Below are 16,233 nucleotides of genomic sequence, written 5' to 3'. Positions count from 1 at the left end.
ACCGCCTGGCCACCATTCGAGACCCGGCGATTGAGCCGCGCTCCATCTCACCCATGCGAACCGCCTGGGCACCTTTGTGAAAGCCTCCCAGCAGGCTGTCGGCCTGTACGGCGAGCTGACCTGACTCAACCCGAGATTCCGCCCGCACTCCGGACACCTTGACCTGAGGTCATCCCCCGATCGGATGCGAGCCCTAGCTGGCGCGTCTGTCGTCGCACACCGGGGGAGATGGGACAGATGGCAAAAACACGTGTGCAGGTCAGCAGGCGATGCGGCTGTGTGGATGCGGAAACGGGGCGTCAGCGAGGCGGAACGTGTCCGCGTCTGCCGGTAGATGACGATCACGGTAGCTGGTATTTCGCGGTGCAGGTACGCGGCCTGGACGGGCAGCGGCAGCGCGTCCGCCAGGGTGGTTACGCCGACCCTGAGGAAGCGCAAGCGGCAGGCCGCGCTCTGGCCGCTGCCGACCGCGACGGCGCAGGGGCCGGATGCACGCTCGGGCAGTGGCTGGCCCGTTGGCTGGCCACCAAGGACGCCCTGCGTCCGTCGACCCGGCAGGGCTACGCCACGCACATCCGTCTCTACCTCATCCCGCAGTTGGGACGGATCCTGCTCCACCAGCTCACCTCGCGCGATGTCAACGGACTGCTCGCGACGCTCGCGTCCCGTCCTTCGCCGACCGGCTGCCGATTGTCGCCCGCTACCGTGGTGCGGATCCACGCCACCTTGCGGACTGCGCTGAATGCGGCGGTCCGTGCCCGGCTGATCCCGGTCAACCCGGCCAACGGCGCCGACCTGCCGCATCCCCGGCGACCGCATCCGGTCGTCTGGACAGCCGGGCGGACGGCCCGGTGGCAGCAGGCGGGAAAACGTCCGGCGGTGGCGGTCTGGACCGAACAGCAGCTCGCGGCCTTCCTGGTCGGCGTCGCGCAGGACGATCTGTATGCCGCATGGTGGCTGGCCGCGCTGCGCGGGCTGCGTCGCGGTGAGCTGGCCGGGCTGCGCTGGACGGACGTCGACCTGCAGGCGGCGGAGTTGACGGTGGCGCAGCAGCGGGTGCACGCCGATGGTCAGGTCGTGGTCGGCCCGCCGAAGAGCGCCGCCAGTAGCCGGGTGGTGGCCCTGGACGCGGAGACCGTGCGGGTGCTGATGCGGCACCGCGAGCGCCATGAGGAGCTGAGCGCGGCGGCGGGCACCCGCTGGCAGGACTCCGGGTATGTGTTCACCACCGCGACGGGTGCGCCGCTGCGGCCGGACTACCTCACGGGCCGGTTCCGCCGGCTCGTGGCCGCCTCCCGGCTCCCGCCGATCCGGCTGCACGACCTGCGGCATGGCGCCGCCACGCTGGCGCTGGCCGCGCGCACCGATCTGAAGGTGGTGCAGGCCATGTTGGGGCATGCCAGCATCGTGCTGACCGCCGACACCTACGTCTCGGTGCTGCCGGAGGTGGCGCACGAAGCTGCCCGGGGAACGGCTCGGCTGGTGCTCAGCGCCGCGTCCGCGCTCGGGCGGGAGCTCAGCGTGTGACTCAGCTTTGCCTCACATCTGCCCCATGCCACCGTTGGCCGCGACTGCGGCTGGAGTTTCCGCAGGTGGAGTGGCGCGCCCTGCAGGATTCGAACCTGCGACCGTCGGATTAGAAGTCCGATGCTCTATCCAGCTGAGCTAAGGGCGCTCCCGACTTATTGTGCATGATCCGGCGACTTGTCATGCACAGGTTTCGCCCGTGTCAGCCCTCGACCCCCACGTACGCGATCTTGCCCTCGTAAAACGGCGGTCCGGTTGGGTGGTGATCGCGACCCATCTGTGAGCAAAAAGGCCAGGCGGGGGCGTCGCGGGGGGTCTAATCTGTCATGTCATGTTCGCGACCCTCCTGCATGAGATTCCGCTGCAGGGCGGTGATGTGACGGACGGGGTGGTGCGTGTCGGGGACACGGTGCGCAGGCCGGTCGGTCAGTCGACGCCCGCTGTGCATGCTCTGCTGCGCCATCTGGCGGCGGCGGGGTTCGAGGGGGCGCCGCGGGTGCTCGGGGTGGACGAGTTGGGGCGGGAGGTTCTGACCTTTCTACCCGGGACGACGGGGTGGACGGCGGCGAGTGTCACCGGTGAGGCGCTGGCCGGGGTGGCACGGTTGTTGCGCGGGTTTCATGATGCGACGGCGGGGTTCCCGCTGGCTCATGACGGCTGGGAGGGCGGGTCGAATGATGACGCGCCCCCAGAGGTCATCGGACATTGTGATCTGACCCCGGAGAACGTGGTTTTTCGTGACGACCGGTCGTACGCGATGATTGATTTTGATCTGGCGCGGCCCACCACGCGGCTGTTCGATGTGGTCACCACGTTGCGGCACTGGGCGCCCATCGCCGATCCGGTCGACCGCCATCCGCTGTTACGCGGGGTCGAGGTGGGGGAGCGGTTGCGGGTGTTCTGCGACGCGTACGGTGTCCGCCCGCGTGATCGTCGCCGGCTGCTTGAGCTGTCCAGGCTGCGTTTCCAGCGGTCCTACACGGTCATGCGCACCCGGGCCGCGGCAGGGGGAAGCTGGGGGCGGATGTGGGCGAGCGGCGCGGGGGAGCGCATCCGGCGGGCCGGAGCCTGGCTGGATGTCCACGAAGATGAGTTGCATGCGTATCTGGTCTGACCGAGCCGCGGGGCTCGCGCTGGGAGTGGCGCTCGACGCGATCATCGGCGATCCCCGTAAGGGGCATCCGGTCGCGGCGTTCGGGCGGGTCGCGGGCGGGCTCGAAGGGAAGCTGTACGGAGACGCGCGGGCCAACGGGGTGCTGCATGTGGCGCTCTGTGTGGGGGCGGCGGCGGGGATCGGGGCGCTGGCGGAGCGGGTTCGCCAGCCGGTCGTCCGTACGGCGCTGACCGCCGCCGCGACGTGGGCCGTGCTCGGCGGCACCACGCTGGCCCGCGAGGGCGAGCACATGGCCGAGGCGCTGGAGGACGAGGACCTGCGGCGGGCTCGGGAACGGCTGCCGCACCTGTGCGGGCGTGACCCGTCCGGGCTGGCGGCGCCGGAGCTGGCCAGGGCCACGGTGGAGTCGCTGGCGGAGAACACCTCGGACGCGGTCGTGGCGCCGCTGTTCTGGGGGGCGGTGGCGGGGGTGCCGGGGCTGCTGGCCTACCGGGCGATCAACACGCTGGACGCCATGGTCGGGCACCGGTCACCGCGGTACGAGCGGTTCGGCTGGGCGGCGGCCCGGCTCGACGACGTGGCGAACTATGTCCCGGCTCGGCTCACCGGGCTGATCACCGTACTGGCGGGTCCGGACCCGCGGGGGGCGCTGGCCGTACTGAAAAGGGACGGTCACCGGCACCCCAGCCCCAACGCGGGCCGGTGCGAGGCGGCGTTCGCCGGCGCGCTCGGCGTCACGCTGGGCGGGGTGAACGTCTACGGCGGCAGGATCGAGCGGCGGCCGACCATGGGGGACGGGCCTCAGCCGCGGGTACGGGACATCCGGCGGGCGGCGCGGCTGACCAGGGCGGTGGGCCTGGTCGCCGCGGGCGCCGCCGTGCTGACCGCCTGGGCGGTGCGCCGGGCTCAGACCCGCTGAAGGGTCACCAGGCGGAGGCCGGTCTCGACGAGTTTCCAGCCCAGGCGCAGGCGCACGGCCGACCAGGGGGAGCGGTGGCGCGGGCGGGCCTTCGCCTGCGAGTGGAGCTCGGCGGCGCGGATGTGGTGGAGTCGTAAGTGGATGTCGGGATGCATGGCGTGGCTCCAGATCAGGGACGGGTCGGGAAGCCGAACAGGTGGAGGACGACGTTCTCGCGGCCTTCGGCGTCCGGTGCCGTGTCGGCGTGTGCTTGCCACTTCTTGAGCACCTCGCGCAGCTCCTCGTCAGCCTGGTGCAGCTCGTCGGCGGTGAGCCGGGCCAGGGAGCGGGAGTTGAAGGCGGCGCTGCGCCACTCCTCCGCCCAGGCCGACTGCTCGTCGAGGTAGCGCTCGTAGAGCTCGACGTGCTCGCGGAAGGCCAGCCGGGTGAACGCGGAGTAGGCGGCGGCCTGTTCGGGAGCGTCGCTGAAGTCCTTGTGGCTGACGGAGTAGCTGCTCAAGGCCACCTGCCACCAGCGCTCCCGGCCGTCGGAGCTCTGCTGGCCGGCCTCCTCGATGACGCCGTGGGCGGCCAGCTTGCGCAGGTGGTAGCTCACCAGGGAGACGGCCTCGTCGACCTGGTCGGCCAGCTGTGAGGCGGTGGCGGTGCGCGCCTGGTAAAGGGCGCGGTAGAGCCTCAGCCGCAGGGGGTGCGCCAGCGCCTTGAGCGTGTCGAGCTCGGTGATGCGCCGGTTCTCGTCGGTGGCCATGACTCGACCGTAGATAGGAAAGAAAAATTGCGCAACTAAATTTTCCTATCTCGGGGTGAGCAGGGAGTGGGGTGGGCCTTCGGCGAGGAGGCGGCCGTCGTCGAGCAGCAGGCAGTGGTCCGCGCGCAGGGCCGAGGGCAGGTCGTGGGTGGCGTGCACGACGGTGACGCCGGCGGCCTTCGCCTCGGCGAGCGCCGTCTGGATCAGGAGGTCGGCCTCGGCATCGAGGCCGGTGGTGGGCTCGTCGAGCAGGAGCACCTCGGACTCCTGCGCCAATCCCTGGGCGACCAGGGCGCGCTGGCGCTGACCGCCCGACAGGGAGCCGAGCGGGCGCGCGGCCAGGTCGAGGATGTCCAGGCGGGCCAGGCAGCCGTCCACGATCGACCAGTCGTGTCCGGACAGTCGCCGCCACGGTCCCCGGTGCGCCCAGCGGCCCATGGCCACGGTGTCGCGGACCGTGATCGGCAAAGCGTCCGGCACGTCGCTGCGCTGCATGACGAAGGCGGGGGCGCGCGGGCGCTCGACGGTGCCGGAGGTGGCGGGGATCACGCCTGCCAGGACGCCGAGCAAGGTGGATTTGCCGGAGCCGTTCGGACCCACCAGGGCGGTCACCGCTGAGGCGGGGATCCGCGCCGTGACCTGCCGCAGGACCGTCCGCCCCGGGTAGCCGGCCACCAGCTCGTCGATCGCCATGCCCGTCATCTGAGCCCTCTCACTTGAACTTGATAACGGTTTTCATTGTAGAGTGCCGAATCATGGACTGGCTAATTGGCCCCTTTGAGGTGTCTTTCGTACGACATGCGCTGTGGGCGACGATCCTCGTGTCGCTCATCTGCGCGCTGGCCGGCACCTGGGTGGTGCTGCGGGGCCTGGCCTTCCTGGGCGATGCGATGTCGCACGGGATGCTGCCGGGCGTGGCGCTGGCCTCGCTGCTCGGCGGAAGTCTCGTGCTCGGCGCGCTGGTGGCCGCGGTGGCGATGGCGGCGGGGGTGACCGCGCTCGGCAGGTCGCCCCGGCTGTCGCAGGACACCGGCATCGGACTGCTCTTCGCCGGGATGCTCTCGCTGGGCGTGATCATCGTGTCGCACTCCCGGTCGTTCGCGGTGGACCTGACCGGGTTCCTGTTCGGTGACGTGCTGGCGGTGCGCGGGCGGGAGCTCGGCTATCTGGTGGCGGCGCTGCTGGTGGCGGGGCTGGTGTCGGTGGTGGGGCACCGGATGTTCGTCGCGCTGGCCTTCGACCCGCGCAAGGCGCGCACGCTGGGGTTACGGCCCCGGCTGGCGCACGCGCTGATGCTGGGGCTGGTCACGCTGGCGATCGTGGCGTCGTTCCACGTGGTGGGGACGCTGCTCGTGTTCGGGCTGCTCGTCGCGCCGCCCGCCGCCATGGCGCTGTGGGCCACCCGTATTCCGGTGATCATGCTGGGGGCGGCGTTGCTCGGCATCGGCGCGGCGGTGACCGGGCTGCTCGTCTCGTGGCATCTCGGTACGGCCGCCGGGGCGACCATCACGGCGGTGGCCGTGTCGATGTTCTTCGTGTCGGCGCTGGCGTCCCGGTTGCGAGGCCACCGATGAAGGCCGCGCTGCTCGTGGCGATCATCCTGCTGTCCGGGTGCGGGGACACCGAGAAGGCCGCCGGACCCGCAAACTTCGACGCCGCGGACGCGGTGCCGACGCACGGATACGTACGGGGCGCCGAGGAGACGGCCGAGCCGCAGGCCCGCCTGGTCCTGGCCGACGCGGGCACCGGGGCGGTGCACGTACTCGATCTGATCACCGAGAAGGTCACCGCCGTGGCCCGGGTCGCGTCCGTCGAGGGCATCACAGGCGACGGCCGTTTCGCCTATGTCGCCCACGCCGGTGAGTCGCTGCGCGTCATCGACAGCGGCGGCTGGACCGTCGACCACGGCGACCACCTGCACTTCTACCGAACCACCCCCCGTGACGTCGGCACGGTCACCGGGCGTCGGGCGCTCAGCGACGCGGCTGTGACGGCGGTGTCCGGCTCCGGCGGAGTCCGCCTGCTCGACCGCGCGAAGCTGGAGGAGGGGCTGATCGCCCAGACGGCCACCGTCCCGGGGACCGGCACCGCGCTGCCGTACGACGAACGGCTCTTCGTGCCGGTAGGCGGCGCGGTCGCGATCCATTCCAGAGCGGGTGCGCCGGCGGGCAGGCTCGACGAGCCCTGCCCGCAGCCGCGCGGCGCGGTCGTGACCAGGCGCGGCGCGGTCTTCGGCTGCGCCGACGGCGCGCTGCTCGTCGGCGGGAAAGGCGCGGAGAAGATCCCCCATCGCGGTGAGCGCCCGCACGAGCGCCCGCACGAGCGCCCGCACGAGCGCCCGCACGAGCGCCCGCACGAGCGCCCGGACGAGCGCTCGGACGAGCGCTCGGGCGGGCGTTCGGGCGAGGGCGAGCGTCCGGGTGAGCTCAGCGGCCGCCCTGGTAGCACGGTCCTGGCGGCCATCGCCGGTGACGGAGGCGTGTGGGTGCTCGACGTCACCGCGAAGAGCTGGAAACGCCTCGAAACGGGCCCGGTGGCCGCCGTCACCGCTACGGGCCCGCAGGCCCCGGTGCTCGTCCTGACGACCGACGGCGTCCTGCACTCCTGGGACCCCGAGTCCGGCAGGAAGCTCGCGAAGACGCGGCTCCTCGACAGGGCCGACGACCGCGTGACCATCCAGGCGGATCCGAACAGGGCCTACATCAACGATCCGGCGGTGAAAGCCGTACACGAGATCGACTATCGCGACGGGCTGCGCCGGGCGCGCACGTTCGAGCTGGACTTCACACCCACGCACATGGTGGAGACGGGCCGATGAGAATCCTGCTGATCGTGCTGGCGATGCTGCTGGCGGGCTGCGCGAGCGGTGCCGAGCGCCGTCCCGAGGTGGTGGTCACCACGGACATTCTCGGCGACGTCACCCGCATGATCGTCGGCGACCAGGCCCAGGTCACGGTGCTGATGAAGCCGGGCTCCGACCCGCACTCGTTCGGCGTCTCCGCCCAGCAGGCCGCCCGGCTGGAGCGGGCCGCGCTCGTCGTGTACAACGGTCTCGGCCTGGAGGAGGGCGTGCTGCGCAACGTCCAGGCGGCGCGGGAGTCGGGGGTCGCGACCCTGGCGGCAGTGGAGGCGGCCGATCCGCTCCGCCCCGACCCGCACTTCTGGACCGACCCACGGCGCATGGCCATGGCAGTGGACGCGATCGCCGGGGCCGTCGAGCGGATCGACGGCGTCGACCCGGCGGCGATCCGGGCGAACGCCGCCGCCTACCGCCGCGAGATCGAACGCCTGGACGCCTGGATGGCACGGCGCCTCAGCGCCATTCCACCCGCCGGGCGCGAGCTCGTGACCGACCATCACGTCTTCGGCCACTTCGCCCAGCGGTACGGCTTCACGATCGTCGGCGCCGTGATCCCGGGCGGCACGACCCTCGCCTCCCCGAGCGCCGCCGACCTCAAGGAGCTCGCGGACGCCATCCGCGAGCACGAGGTGCCCGCCATCTTCACCGACTCCGCGCGACCCGACCGGCTCGCGCGGGTCCTGGCCGCGGAGGCGGGGGTGGAGGTCCAGGTCGTGGCCCTGTTCACCGAGTCGCTGAGCGGGCCGGGACAGGGCGCCGACACCTATCTGCGGATGATGCGCGCCAATACCGACGCCATGGTCGACGGCCTTGGCACAACCCCCTGAAGATTGGACAAGAACAAATGAATCGCACCCTGCCCTTGCTCGCCGCCGCAGCCTTCCTGGTGAGCGCCTGCGGCGCCGCGCCTGTCGCCGCGCCGCCGCCGGTGGAAGTTCCGCGCCCGCCGGTCAACGATCCCCTGGTCACGACGTACGACGGCGGTCTGTACGTGCTCGACGGCGAGACTCTCACGCTGGCCGAGACCATCCCGCTGCCCGGCTTCAACCGGGTGAACGCGGCAGGCGACGACCGCCACGTGCTGGTCTCCACCGCCACCGGGTTCCGCGTGCTGGACGCGACCACCCCGGAGCTCAAGCCGGACGAGTTCAAGGGCGCCAAGCCCGGCCACGTGGTCCGCCACGCGGGCAAGACCGTGCTGTTCTCCGACGGCACCGGCCAGGTCACCGTCTTCGACCCGAAGCAGCTCGCCGCGGGCCTGCCCAAGGGCGAGGTCTACCAGGCGGCGTCCCCGCACCACGGAGTGGCGATCCAACTGGCGAACGGCGAGCTCCTGGTCACCCTGGGCACCGAGGAGAAGCGCACCGGCATCCTGGTGCTCGGCCAGGACCGCGCGGAGATCGCCCGCAGCGAGCGGTGCCCCGGCGTGCACGGCGAGGCCACGGCCCAGGGCGAGGCCGTGGTGATCGGCTGCGAGGACGGCGTCCTCGTCTACCGCGACGGCAAGATCACCAAGATCGACAGCCCCGACGCGTACGGCCGGGTCGGCAACCAGGCGGGCACCGACGCCTCGCCCGTCGTCCTCGGCGACTACAAGATCGACGCGGACGCCGAGCTGGAGCGCCCCGAGCGGATCTCGCTCATCGACACCCGGACCGGCAAGATGAAACTGGTCGATCTCGGCACCAGCTACACCTTCCGCTCCCTCGCCCGTGGGCCGCACGGCGAGGCGCTCGTGCTCGGCACCGACGGCGCGATCCACGTCATCGACCCGGTCAAGGGCAAGGAGGTCAGCACGTTCGAGGTGCTGGGCGACTGGCAGGAGCCGATCGACTGGCAGCAGCCCCGCCCGGCCCTGTTCGTCCGCGGCCACGTCGCGTACGTGACCGACCCGGCCGCCAAGCAGGTGCACGCGATCGACGTCGAGTCGGGCGCGAAGCTCCGCACCACCACGCTGCCGCAGCCGCCGAACGAGATCAGCGGCCCTGGACACTGATCCGCTACGGTTGGCCGCGTGAAAGGGGCACTGCTCGTCGCGGGCACCACGTCAGACGCCGGTAAAAGCGTGGTCACCGCCGGGATCTGCCGCTGGCTGGCCAGGCAGGGCGTCCGGGTGGCGCCGTTCAAGGCCCAGAACATGTCCTTGAACTCGTACGTCACCGCGGACGGCGCCGAGATCGGCCGGGCCCAGGCCATGCAGGCGCAGGCCGCGGGCCTGGAGCCGGTCGCGGACATGAACCCGATCCTGCTCAAGCCCGGCAGCGACCGCCGCAGCCAGGTCGTGCTCATGGGCCGCCCGGTCGCCGACGTCGACGCGATGGAGTACGGCGCGCTCAGGGACCTCCTCCGGGAGGCGGCCCTGGGCGCGCTGGCCCGGCTCAGGGAACGCTACGACGTGGTCGTCTGCGAGGGCGCGGGCAGCCCCACCGAGATCAACCTGCGCCCGGGCGACATCGCCAACATGGGCCTGGCCAGGGCCGCGAACCTGCCGGTGATCGTGGTCGGCGACATCGACAGGGGCGGGGTGTTCGCCGCCTTCTACGGCACGGTCGCCCTGCTGGACGCCGATGATCAGGCGCTCATCTCCGGGTTCGTGGTGAACAAGTTCCGCGGCGCCAGGGAACTGCTCGAACCCGGCCTCGACCAGCTCAGGGAGCTCACCGGGCGGCAGGTGTACGGCGTCCTGCCCTGGCTGGACGGCCTCTGGCTGGACGTCGAGGACTCCCTCGCGCTGGACAGCCGGGCCGTCACCACCGGCAGGCCGTACGGCAGGCAGACGCTCCGGGTGGCCGTGGTGCGGCTGCCGCGCATCTCCAACTTCACCGACCTGGACGCGCTGACGGCCGAGCCCGGGGTGGCGGTGCGATTCGTGACGGACCCGGGCGAGCTGGACGACGCCGACCTCGTGGTGGTGCCGGGCTCCCGCGCCACGGTGCACGACCTGGCCTGGCTGCGCGACACCGGCCTGGCGGCGGCGCTGCGCGCGCGTACCGGGCCGATCCTGGGCATCTGCGGCGGCTTCCAGCTGCTCGGCCGCGAGATCCTCGACGAGGTGGAGTCCGGGGCCGGCCGCGTGGAGGGGCTCGGCCTGTTGCCCGTGCGGGTGGAGTTCGCGGCCGAGAAGATCCTCGGCCGGCCCACCGGCCACGCCTACGGACACCCGGTGCACGCGTACGAGATCCACCACGGGCGGGTGACCGTCGAGGGCGGCGAGCCGTTCCTGGACGGGTGCCGCGCCGGCAGCGTCTGGGGCACCACCTGGCACGGCGCGCTGGAGAACGACGCCTTCCGCCGCGCCTTCCTGGCCGACGTCGCGCTGCGGGCGGGCCGCGCCTTCGTCCCGCACCCCGGCAGCGACTTCGCCCGGCTGCGCGAGGAGCGCTTCGACGCCCTCGGCGACCTCGTCGAGCAGCACCTGGACACCGGCGCGCTGCGCGACCTCATCGAGTACGGCCCGCCCAAGGTGCCGCCGCTGCCGCCGGGGGCGCGTCAGCTCTGATGGACCACGTCCGTGGCGGCGGCGGTCAGGGCGAGCACCGGGAAGACGGCCTGCGGCGGCACCCGGTAGACGCCCCGTTCCGGCTGCTCCACCAGCCCGGCCGAGGTCAGCGTCTTGAGATGGTGGTAGAGCTGCCCCTGTGAGGCCAGGGCGAGCTCGCTCTGCAGGTCGGCGATGGGCTGCGGGCCCGCCACGAGCAGTTGCAGGATCCGCAGCCTGGCCGGGTGCCCGGCCGCCGCCAGCACGCCGGCCAGCGGCCCGGTCGGCTGCTCGACCAGCCAGCCGGGGGAGCGGGCCACCTCCCACTGCCACCGGTAGCCGCCGAGCCTGGCCTCACCGCCGTAGGTCAGACGGCCGGTGTCGTCGCCGGTGGCCGCCGGCGACGGCTCACCCTCCAGGGCGGCGACGCGGGCTTCGAGCTCCCGCAGGCGCTCCTCGATGCTGCTCACCCCAGCACCGTACCGACAACTCCGGAATTCCGGAGTCCGGAAGGGAACGGCCGCCGTTCCTGCCGGGGTCGGCCGGTGACGCCGCCGCCCGCCGGGCGGGATCATCCAGGCATGACAGCAGTGGTGCAGGCCGAAGGGCTGACCAAGTACTACGGCAAGCGCCGGGGACTGGAGGATCTCACCCTGGAGATCCAGCCGGGAGAGGTCTTCGGCTACCTCGGACCCAACGGAGCAGGGAAGACGACAACGATCCGCCTCCTGCTCGACGTGATCAGGCCCACCCGGGGCCACGTACGCGTCCTCGGCGGCGGCTCGCGGGAGGCCGCGGTGCGCGGCAGGATCGGCTACCTGCCGGGCGAGCTCGCCCTGGAAGGCAGGGAACGGGCCAGGGACTACCTGGAGTTCCTCGGCAGAGTGCGCGGCGGCGTCCCTCGCGCCCGCGTCGACGCCCTGGCCGAACGGCTCAACGCCGACCTGTCGGTGCCGATGCGCAAGCTCTCCAAGGGCAACAAGCAGAAGATCGGGCTGATCCAGGCGTTCATGCACGAGCCGGAGCTGCTCATCCTGGACGAGCCGACCGGCGGCCTCGACCCGCTGGTGCAGCAGGAGTTCCTGGCCATGGTCCGGGAGGTGCGCATCGCGGGCCGTACCGTGCTGATGTCCTCACACGTACTGGCCGAGGTGGAGCACGTCTCCGACCGGGTCGGCATCGTACGGGAAGGTCGCCTGATCGCGGTGGAGAACGTGGCCGCGCTGCGCGAGAAGGCGGTGCGCCGCGTCGAGCTGCACTTCGACGCGCCCGTCCCGGCCGAGGAGTTCGCCGGCCTGCCCGGCGTGCGGGACCTGCGCGTGACGGGCGCCGCCGTGCGCTGCACCATCGACGGCAGGCCGGACGCGCTGATCAAGGCGGCGGCCCGGCACACCGTGGTGCACCTGGTCAGCGCTGAACCCGACCTTGAGGAGATCTTCCTCACCTACTACAGCGACGAGGAGAGACACGATGATCGCCAAGAGTCTGCGTGACTACCGGCGGAGCCTCATCGGGTGGGCGATCGGCCTCAGCGCCTTCATGATGATGTACCTCGGGGTCTACAGCAGCATCAAGCAGAGTCCCGACCTCTACGGCGCGCAGGCGATGGCCAAGTTCCCCGGCGCGCTCAAGGACCTGATGGGCGGGCTGCAGGACTTCACCAGCGGCGCCGGCTATCTGCAGTCGGTCGTCTACCAGCTGTTCGTGCCGTTCCTGTTCATCGCGTGCGCGATGCTCGCCGCCAACCGGGCCATCGCCCAGCCCGAGGAGGCCGGCACGCTGGAGCTCATCGTCACCCTGCCCATCGACCGCAAGCGGCTCGTCCTCGACCGCTTCGCCGCCCTCGCCCTCGGCCTGCTCGCGGTGGCCGCCGTGACGCTGCTCGTCACCTGGGTCATGGCCGAGGCCGTCGGCATCGGCGTCACCTTCGACCGGATCCTCGCCGCCCACACCGGAGTGCTGCTGCTCGGCCTCTTCTTCGGCACCGTCACCCTGGCCGTCGGCGCCGCGACCGGGCGCAGGGCCCTCGCCACGGCGGTCGTCGGCGGGTGGGCGCTGCTCGGCTACGTCGTCGTCACCATCGGCAAGAGCGTCGAGGCCATCGCCTGGCTCAAATGGGTCTCCCCGTTCCACTACTACGCCGAGGGCCAGCCCCTCTATCAGGGGCTTCCGGTCGGGGACTACCTTGTGCTGGCGGGCGCCACCGCGGTGCTCGCCCTCACCGCGGTCCTCGCCTTCGACAGGCGCGACGTAGGAGTCTGACCGTGTCCGACCGCCGGGAGCTGCCCGCCGACCTGCTCGGCGAGCACCTCCGCACGCTGCGCCAGGCCGCCGCCACCGGCCTGCCGCCCGGCCGGGCCGAACTCGACGCCTACCGCGCCGCCGGCTCCCGCGCCGCCGAACTCGGCCTCCCCCTGCGAACGCTCGTCGACGCCGCGCTCGCCGCCGCCGACGGCTTGACCGGTCCCGCCGTACTGCCCGCCCTGCGCAAAGCCGTCTCCGCCCTCATGGAGGGGTACGACCAAGCCCAGCTCGCCGCCATCCGAGGCGCGGACGTCGAACGCAGGGAGTTCGTCGACGACCTGCTCCAGGGCAGGGCCGAACGCCTCGCCGAACGCGCCGAGCACTTCGGCCTCCGCCTCGCCGAGTCGTACGTCGTCGCCGTCGCCGGCGGCCTGCGGGACGTCGACCCCGACCGGATCGAACGCGACCTGATCGCCCGCTTCGGCTCCCACAACATCCTCCTCGCCGTCCGCTCGTCGGACGCCGACGAGTTGCTCGTCTGCGTCGTCCCCGCCACCCTCCCCGCCGCCGTCGGTGAGTTCACCCACCATGTACGGTCCCGCTTCCCGGCAGGCTGGCGGGTCGGCGTCGGCCGGCCACACCGCGGACCCGGCGGTGTGGTCACCTCCTACCGGGAAGCGGCCGGCGCCCTCGACCTGGCCGACCGGCTCGACCTCAAGCACGACGTGGTCAAGGCCGCCGACCTGCTCGTCTTCCCCGTGCTGCTGCGGGACAGGAGCGCCATCGACGACCTGGTGACCAGCGTGCTAAGCCCGCTGCTCGACGCGCGCGGCGGCCCCGAGCCGTTACTCGAAACGCTCGAAGCCGTCTTCGCCGCCCAGGGCAACCAGACCGCCGCCGCCCGCCGGCTCGGCATCAGCACCCGCGCCGTCACCTACCGCCTGCAACGCATCCGGCACCTGACCGGCTTCTCCCCGGACGACCCCACCCAGCGCTTCACCCTCGAAACCGCCGTGCTCGGCGCCCGCCTCCTGTCCTGGCCCTCGTAGGTCGGTCGACGGCCGGCCCCCGGTCAGTCGTACGCCGAACCCCGCGATGACGCCCACCGGTCAGTCGACGGCCAGCCGTACGCCGAACCCCACGATCACCACGCCGGTGATCCGGTCGAGCAGCCGGCGGACGGACGGCGTGCGCAGGGTTCTGCTCATCAGGGCCGCGAACCCGATCAGCGCGGCGCTCCACAGCAGCCCTTCGCCCACATGCACACCCGCCAGCAGCAGGCCCATCACCGCGTGCGGCGCCTCCTGGGGGATGAACTGCGGCAACATCGCCACGTAGAACGCGCCCACCTTGGGATTGAGCAGGTTCGTCACCAGGCCGCGCCGGAAGCCGGTGCGGAACCGTACCTCCTGCCGGGCTTCCTCCTCGCCGGGCGCGTCACCCCTGGCCAGCACCATGCGCAGGCCCATCCAGACCAGATAGACCGCGCCCGCCCAGCGCAGCACCTCATAGCCGACCTGCGAGGCCGCCAGCAGCGCGGACAGGCCCACGGCCGTCAGCAGGCCCCAGGCGAGGGTGCCGAGCTGGATACCCAGCACCACGCCCCAGGCGGGGCGCCTCCCGGCCACCAGCGACGTGCGCAGGATGAGGGCCGTGTCCAGGCCGGGAGTCACCGTCAGCAACGCCACCACCAAGGCGAACGACCCAACAGATGCGGCTATGTCCATGCTTGGAGGGTAATTGGGGAGGCTAAGGGATCAACAGCAGTTTTCCGGTGGTGCGGCGGGCCGCGAGGTCCTCCTGCGCGCGGGCCGCCTCCGCTAGCGGGTAGCGCTGGTGAACGTTCACCTTCAGCTCACCGGCGGCGATCCAGCCGAACAGATCCGACGTCCGGCCCAGCAGCTCGTCCCGGTCCGCGATGTAGTCCGCCAGCTTCGGCCTGGTGAGGAAGACGGAACCGGCCGCGTTCAGCCGCTGCGGATCCACCGGCGGCACCGGGCCGCTGGCCGCGCCGTACAGGGCCATGAGCCCGCGCGGGCGGAGCACCTTGAGCCCGCCGTCGAACGTGGTGGCGCCCACACCGTCGTAGACCACATCCACCTGGCCGCCCAGCGCCTCGGCGAAGTCGTCGTAGTGCAGCACCTCGTCGGCCCCCGCCTCACGGGCCAGCTTCTCCTTCGCCTCGGAGGACGTGGTGGCGATCACCCTGGCGCCCCTGAGCTTGGCGATCTGGATGAGCAGCTGCCCCATCCCACCGGCTCCCGCATGGACCAGCACCGTCTCGCCCGGCTTCACCTCGTGCGTGGAGTGGGTGAGGTAATGGGCGGTCATGCCCTGGAGCATCACGGCGGCGGCCAGGTCCGCCGGCACCCCCTCCGGGACCGGGACCACCTGGTCGGCCGGCACCACGGCCTTGTCGGCGTAGCTGCCCAGGACGCCGGCCCAGGCCACGGTGTCGCCCACGGCCACCTCCCGCACCCCGGACCCGACGGCGGACACGACCCCCGCGCCCTCGGAGCCGATCACGGCGGGCAGCTGCAGAGGGTACGCGCCGGAACGGTGATAGATGTCGAGGAAGTTGACGCCGCTCGCCGCGACGTCGATCACCACTTCCCCGTCGCCTGGGGTGGGATCCGGGCGCTCCACGTACTCAAGGACCTCTGGGCCGCCCTGGGCGGCGATCACGATCGCATGCATGCCTTCAGTCAACAGGGCCCCGTTCGTTCGTGTTCCTGGGGGGCTCTGCGGTTGGTCTGGCGTCCGATCGAGGGCTACTCGCGCTCGACCCTGCGCAGCCCGTGCGTGGGCGTCCACCACTCGACGACGAGCATCGTGGCCTCGTCGTTGAGGTGGGTGTGCACGACCTCGGTGATGTCGGCGTGGAAGCGGTCGCCGTCCGATCCCTCGCCATCCGATCCCTCGGTGATCGGTCCCTTGGTGATCGGTCCGGCAACGATCGCCCGACCGGAAATCTTCGCCTCGCCCGGCCACTGCGCCTCGGAGCCCTCGATCGGGTCGACCGTGGCACAGTGCAGGGCGAACCGCGGTTCCCGACGTAGATCCGCGCCCTTGCGCGCGTTCGGCATCGAGCCGAAGATCAGCTCGCCGTCCTCGAAGACCGCCTCGATCCCGGAGATCCGCGGCGACCCGTCGGCTCGCAAGGTGGCGATGGTCTTGTGTTTGTGGGCGTCGAACAACGCCCGCACGCGCTGCGCGAGCTCCGGTTCTGCCTGTTCGACCTCGTGCCACGCCGTCATACGCCCATGATCGCACCGATGAGGGAGAGCGGGAATGCGCAGACAGGTCACGTGACTCGGGCGCACGGTCCTTCGGCTCAGAGGCG

18 protein-coding genes and 1 tRNA gene are annotated in these 16,233 nt (G+C 71.7%); 11 read left to right on the top strand and 8 right to left on the bottom strand.

Annotation, left to right across the window (positions count from 1 at the left end; genetic code table 11):
• The first annotated feature begins 363 nt into the window (after window positions 1-363).
• The gene (locus OHA68_RS00820) at window positions 364-1,527 is read left to right on the top strand and encodes a tyrosine-type recombinase/integrase (RefSeq protein WP_327105866.1); all 1,164 of its coding nucleotides are present in this window, start codon (window positions 364-366) and stop codon (window positions 1,525-1,527) included.
• Window positions 1,528-1,598: 71 nt separating this feature from the next.
• On the opposite strand, the gene OHA68_RS00815 is transcribed toward OHA68_RS00820, so the two are convergent.
• Window positions 1,599-1,675, bottom strand: a tRNA-Arg gene (locus OHA68_RS00815).
• Between the two features lie 183 nt (window positions 1,676-1,858).
• On the opposite strand from OHA68_RS00815, the gene OHA68_RS00810 reads away from it, so the two are divergent.
• Both OHA68_RS00810 and OHA68_RS00805 read left to right on the top strand, forming a co-directional pair.
• Window positions 1,859-2,641, top strand: coding sequence for an aminoglycoside phosphotransferase family protein (locus OHA68_RS00810; RefSeq protein WP_327105865.1), 783 nt, complete (start codon window positions 1,859-1,861; stop codon window positions 2,639-2,641).
• Window positions 2,625-3,560 carry a cobalamin biosynthesis protein gene (locus tag OHA68_RS00805; protein ID WP_327105864.1) on the top strand — a complete coding sequence of 312 codons (936 nt, stop codon included), beginning with the start codon at window positions 2,625-2,627 and terminating at the stop codon, window positions 3,558-3,560. Before OHA68_RS00810 ends, OHA68_RS00805 begins: the two co-directional genes overlap by 17 nt.
• Here the strand turns inward: OHA68_RS00805 and OHA68_RS00800 are convergent.
• From OHA68_RS00800 to aztA, 3 genes are read right to left on the bottom strand one after another with little or no spacing between them, the layout of a single operon-like run.
• A complete protein-coding gene (locus OHA68_RS00800) occupies window positions 3,548-3,715 on the bottom strand; it encodes a hypothetical protein (protein WP_189137110.1) in 168 nt (55 codons plus the stop codon). The genes OHA68_RS00805 and OHA68_RS00800 overlap by 13 nt on opposite strands.
• 14 nt (window positions 3,716-3,729) lie before the next feature.
• Window positions 3,730-4,308 (bottom strand): ArsR/SmtB family transcription factor, encoded by a 579-nt coding sequence (locus OHA68_RS00795; RefSeq protein ID WP_327105863.1) that lies wholly within the window; start codon window positions 4,306-4,308, stop codon window positions 3,730-3,732.
• A 45-nt stretch (window positions 4,309-4,353) separates the two neighbouring features.
• Window positions 4,354-5,001, bottom strand: coding sequence for a zinc ABC transporter ATP-binding protein AztA (aztA, locus tag OHA68_RS00790; protein ID WP_327105862.1), 648 nt, complete (start codon window positions 4,999-5,001; stop codon window positions 4,354-4,356).
• Window positions 5,002-5,063: 62 nt separating this feature from the next.
• On the opposite strand from aztA, the gene aztB reads away from it, so the two are divergent.
• The 5 genes from aztB to OHA68_RS00765 are packed head-to-tail and all read left to right on the top strand — an operon-like array spanning window position 5,064 to window position 10,667.
• Window positions 5,064-5,882, top strand: coding sequence for a zinc ABC transporter permease AztB (aztB, locus tag OHA68_RS00785; RefSeq protein ID WP_327105861.1), 819 nt, complete (start codon window positions 5,064-5,066; stop codon window positions 5,880-5,882).
• Window positions 5,879-7,126, top strand: coding sequence for an ABC transporter (locus OHA68_RS00780; RefSeq protein WP_327105860.1), 1,248 nt, complete (start codon window positions 5,879-5,881; stop codon window positions 7,124-7,126). The genes aztB and OHA68_RS00780 overlap by 4 nt, the downstream gene beginning before the upstream one ends.
• Window positions 7,123-7,995 carry a metal ABC transporter substrate-binding protein gene (locus OHA68_RS00775; RefSeq protein ID WP_327105859.1) on the top strand — a complete coding sequence of 291 codons (873 nt, stop codon included), beginning with the start codon at window positions 7,123-7,125 and terminating at the stop codon, window positions 7,993-7,995. The genes OHA68_RS00780 and OHA68_RS00775 overlap by 4 nt, the downstream gene beginning before the upstream one ends.
• Before the next feature lie 17 nt (window positions 7,996-8,012).
• On the top strand, window positions 8,013-9,164 hold the full coding sequence (gene aztD, locus OHA68_RS00770) for a zinc metallochaperone AztD (RefSeq protein WP_327105858.1): 1,152 nt from the start codon (window positions 8,013-8,015) through the stop codon (window positions 9,162-9,164).
• Between the two features lie 18 nt (window positions 9,165-9,182).
• Complete coding sequence (locus OHA68_RS00765) at window positions 9,183-10,667, top strand: cobyric acid synthase (RefSeq protein WP_327105857.1); 1,485 nt, start codon at window positions 9,183-9,185, stop codon at window positions 10,665-10,667.
• Here OHA68_RS00765 and OHA68_RS00760 read toward each other — a convergent pair.
• Window positions 10,658-11,116 (bottom strand): ArsR/SmtB family transcription factor, encoded by a 459-nt coding sequence (locus tag OHA68_RS00760; protein WP_327105856.1) that lies wholly within the window; start codon window positions 11,114-11,116, stop codon window positions 10,658-10,660. The two genes, OHA68_RS00765 and OHA68_RS00760, sit on opposite strands and share 10 nt — an antisense overlap.
• A 111-nt stretch (window positions 11,117-11,227) precedes the next feature.
• On the opposite strand from OHA68_RS00760, the gene OHA68_RS00755 reads away from it, so the two are divergent.
• From OHA68_RS00755 to OHA68_RS00745, 3 genes are read left to right on the top strand one after another with little or no spacing between them, the layout of a single operon-like run.
• A complete protein-coding gene (locus tag OHA68_RS00755) occupies window positions 11,228-12,139 on the top strand; it encodes an ABC transporter ATP-binding protein (protein ID WP_327105855.1) in 912 nt (303 codons plus the stop codon).
• On the top strand, window positions 12,117-12,908 hold the full coding sequence (locus OHA68_RS00750; RefSeq protein ID WP_327105854.1) for an ABC transporter permease subunit: 792 nt from the start codon (window positions 12,117-12,119) through the stop codon (window positions 12,906-12,908). The genes OHA68_RS00755 and OHA68_RS00750 overlap by 23 nt, the downstream gene beginning before the upstream one ends.
• Before the next feature lie 2 nt (window positions 12,909-12,910).
• A complete protein-coding gene (locus tag OHA68_RS00745) occupies window positions 12,911-13,939 on the top strand; it encodes a PucR family transcriptional regulator (RefSeq protein WP_327105853.1) in 1,029 nt (342 codons plus the stop codon).
• A gap of 60 nt (window positions 13,940-13,999) precedes the next feature.
• On the opposite strand, the gene OHA68_RS00740 is transcribed toward OHA68_RS00745, so the two are convergent.
• From OHA68_RS00740 to OHA68_RS00730, 3 genes are all read right to left on the bottom strand, one after another.
• Complete coding sequence (locus OHA68_RS00740; RefSeq protein WP_327105852.1) at window positions 14,000-14,617, bottom strand: LysE family translocator; 618 nt, start codon at window positions 14,615-14,617, stop codon at window positions 14,000-14,002.
• 22 nt (window positions 14,618-14,639) lie between these two features.
• Window positions 14,640-15,587: a quinone oxidoreductase family protein gene (locus tag OHA68_RS00735; protein ID WP_327105851.1), complete on the bottom strand. Its 948-nt coding sequence runs from the start codon at window positions 15,585-15,587 to the stop codon at window positions 14,640-14,642.
• Between the two features lie 74 nt (window positions 15,588-15,661).
• Window positions 15,662-16,147, bottom strand: a complete 486-nt coding sequence (locus tag OHA68_RS00730) for a pyridoxamine 5'-phosphate oxidase family protein (protein WP_327105850.1) — start codon at window positions 16,145-16,147, stop codon at window positions 15,662-15,664.
• Window positions 16,148-16,233: the final 86 nt, after the last annotated feature.

This window comes from Nonomuraea glycinis (assembly GCF_035920485.1).
GTDB lineage: Bacteria > Actinomycetota > Actinomycetes > Streptosporangiales > Streptosporangiaceae > Nonomuraea > Nonomuraea glycinis.
The sequence above is the reverse complement of the archived record's forward strand: the minus strand, read 5'-3'. Positions and strand labels throughout refer to the sequence as shown.